The organism is Bradyrhizobium sp., assembly GCF_049512235.1.
In the GTDB taxonomy this organism is placed as follows: Bacteria; Pseudomonadota; Alphaproteobacteria; order Rhizobiales; family Xanthobacteraceae; genus Bradyrhizobium.
Window position 1 is genome coordinate 1 of the sequence record NZ_JBEKXH010000744.1, and the last position, 2,578, is coordinate 2,578.

General features: G+C 62.0%; 3 protein-coding genes. 2 read left to right on the plus strand and 1 reads right to left on the minus strand.

Going from position 1 to position 2,578, the window contains the following annotated elements:
- Nucleotides 1–202: ABC transporter substrate-binding protein (locus tag ABSG20_RS34720; RefSeq protein WP_423868946.1), on the minus strand; the 202-nt coding region annotated here is incomplete at its 3' end.
- Nucleotides 203–517: 315 nt separating this feature from the next.
- Here ABSG20_RS34720 and ABSG20_RS34725 point away from each other — a divergent pair.
- Together ABSG20_RS34725 and ABSG20_RS34730 are read left to right on the plus strand one after the other, a co-directional pair.
- Nucleotides 518–1,012 carry a MarR family winged helix-turn-helix transcriptional regulator gene (locus ABSG20_RS34725; RefSeq protein ID WP_423868947.1) on the plus strand — a complete coding sequence of 165 codons (495 nt, stop codon included), beginning with the start codon at nt 518–520 and terminating at the stop codon, nt 1,010–1,012.
- A 1-nt stretch (nt 1,013) separates the two neighbouring features.
- On the plus strand, nt 1,014–1,832 hold the full coding sequence (locus ABSG20_RS34730) for an alpha/beta hydrolase (protein ID WP_423868948.1): 819 nt from the start codon (nt 1,014–1,016) through the stop codon (nt 1,830–1,832).
- Nucleotides 1,833–2,578 lie beyond the last annotated feature (746 nt).

Below are 2,578 nucleotides of genomic sequence, written 5' to 3' on the forward strand. Positions count from 1 at the left end.
CCTCGACATCCCGGCCGGCCATCTTGCCGCCGAGATCCTTGACCGCGAGTTCGAAGCCGTTGCGGGCCTGTTGGCCGAGCGCCGCGGCTGGACCCGATAGCGTCACGATCAGGCCGATCTTGAGCTTTTCCTGCGCGACGGCGTGGCCGGCGGTGGCGCTCAGCAGAACCGCCAGGCTTGCGAATTTCAACCACTGTTTCATGATCTGTCCCCTGATCGGCCGCTACGCAGCCAAAATCACTTAACTACGGGCTCTCGTGACGCAAGCTTATTCTGATGACGGCTATCGTCGCAAGCCAAGCCTCAAGCCAGCCCGATCTTCACAACGGCGGCATGCAAGCCGCGCGCCAATTATTTGATACCTAAAGAAATTCGCGAGCGTCGCGAGGCCGCCGCCATGGCATTTTGACTTGCGGCAACAGCTGAATTATTTGAAGGTCAAAACATTCAGTTGAAAGGCCACACGCGCGAAGGCTCGTTCGCGCTTGCGGCAGGTAACCAGCAGGTAAGGGGCATCATGATCCTTGATTCCGAGACCAAGGCCGTCGAGCTGCCCCAGGATCATGGCGACGAGCTCAGATTATGGCTTCGCCTCCTGACTTGCACGACCTTGATCGAAGGCGAGGTGCGCAGCCGGCTGCGGGCGCGGTTCGATGTCACGCTGCCGCGTTTCGACCTGATGGCCCAGCTCGACAAGGCGCCTGACGGCATGACGCTGTCGGATGTCTCGAAACGCATGATGGTTTCCAACGGTAACGTCACCGGTCTCGTCGAGCGCCTGGTCATATCGGGCCATCTCGACCGCCGCACATCCGATGCCGACCGGCGCGTTCAGGTGATCCGCCTGACCAAGACCGGGCGCGCCGAGTTCCGCAAGATGGCCGCCGAGCACGAGACCTGGATCGCCGATATATTTTCCGATCTTTCGCCGAAGGATGTCCGCGAATTGATGCGGCTGTTGGCCAAGACCAAGGCCTCGGCCCGGAAAGCCGCACAGCAGGGAGCGGTGTGACTTGAACGCGCCTGTCGATTACGAGGTCGAATACAACAACCGGGCGCGGGTTCCGGAGAGCCCCGCGCTGATCGCCAGCTGGGCCCAGGACGCCGCCCTCTATCGCGAGCGCCACGCCCCTCGCTCGATCGCCTATGGTCGCGGCGCGCGCAATATCATCGACTTTTTTCCCGGCAACGGCCAAGGCCCGGTCGTCGTCTTCATTCATGGCGGCTACTGGCAGGCGCTGGACATTTCATTTTTCAGCCACCTCGCCGGAGGGCTGAATGCCCACGGGCTCAGCGTCGCCATTCCCGGCTATGATCTCTGTCCCGGCGTCACCGTCGATGACATCATCCGGCAGATGCGGATGGTGACGCGGGCGCTGTCGCGCCTCGATCGGCCGCTCGTGATCTCAGGCCATTCGGCGGGCGGGCATCTCGCCGCCTGCCTGCTGGCGACCGACTGGCCGGGGTTCGATGCGTCCTTGCCCGCAGACCTCGTGGTCGCGGCCTATGCCATTTCCGGCCTGTTCGACCTCGCGCCGCTGGTCGAAACCTCGATCAACAACGCGCTGCATCTCGACAAGGCCACGGCGCGAGCGGCAAGCCCGTTGTTCTGGAATGCGCCCGCACGTAAAAGTCTCGACGCGGTGGTCGGCGAACAGGAGAGCGCGGAATATTTTCGGCAAAGCCGGTGCATCGTCGATCGCTGGGGCGAAGCCGGCCTTGCGACGCGGTTCGGTACCATCCCCGGCGCCAATCATTTCACCGCAATCGCGCCGCTGGCGGACCCGGACTCGGCGATGGTTGCGCGCCTCATGGAACTGGCGTCGCGCTAGTCCGGCGATTCATCGCTTAAGCGATGCGTCTCGAAGGATGGCCGCAAAGATGGTGCAAGCTGCCATCCTTCGAGACGCGAGCCCTCGCCCTCCGGGCGAAGGCTCGCTCCTCAGGATGAGGGCAGACGCGGCGGGGCGAAGAGCGCGCTTCGCCGGGCATTAACTCCCAGGAAGGAAGTACTCGCCGGACAACAGTTTCAATGGTGAGGCGTCCGGCGCTTGGCGAGTTGCTGTAGCGACGCGAGGTCACCGCGAACAAGGGCCAGCTTCAGTGGATATCCTCATGGTGAGGAGGCGCTTCTTCAGCGCCGTCTCGAACCGTGAGGGCGCGGGGTCATCCTTCGAGACGCGCGCGCAAGGGCGCGCGCTCCTCAGGATGAGGACCGAGAGCTCGGATACGATAGGTTTCACGGAATCGCTCAACCAGGCGTGGATGGCCGGGACAAGTCCGGCCATTACTCCTAAGCGATGGTTCAACATCATCCGGACGCGCTCCAGCCTTCAAAAGCGTCTGACGGCGCCGATTTTGCCACTTGCGCCAAATTACTTTAAGTATAAAATAAAGGCGCCTGATCTGAGAGAGCTTTTACCCCGCGAAACCAGGGACGATGGAAATGTCGGGTGGAATTCAAGGCTTTGTCACTCAAAATCTTGGCCCATCGGGTCATTTCGATGATTTCACGCGGCGCAATCTTCCGCCGCCCTGGGAATGGCCGGAATTGCTGCTTGACCGGCCGGAGTTTCAG

Coding starts and splice junctions, on each gene's coding strand:
- ABSG20_RS34725 (WP_423868947.1), top strand. CDS start 518: ATGATCCTTGATTCCGAGACCAAGGCCGTCGAGCTGCCCCAGGATCAT.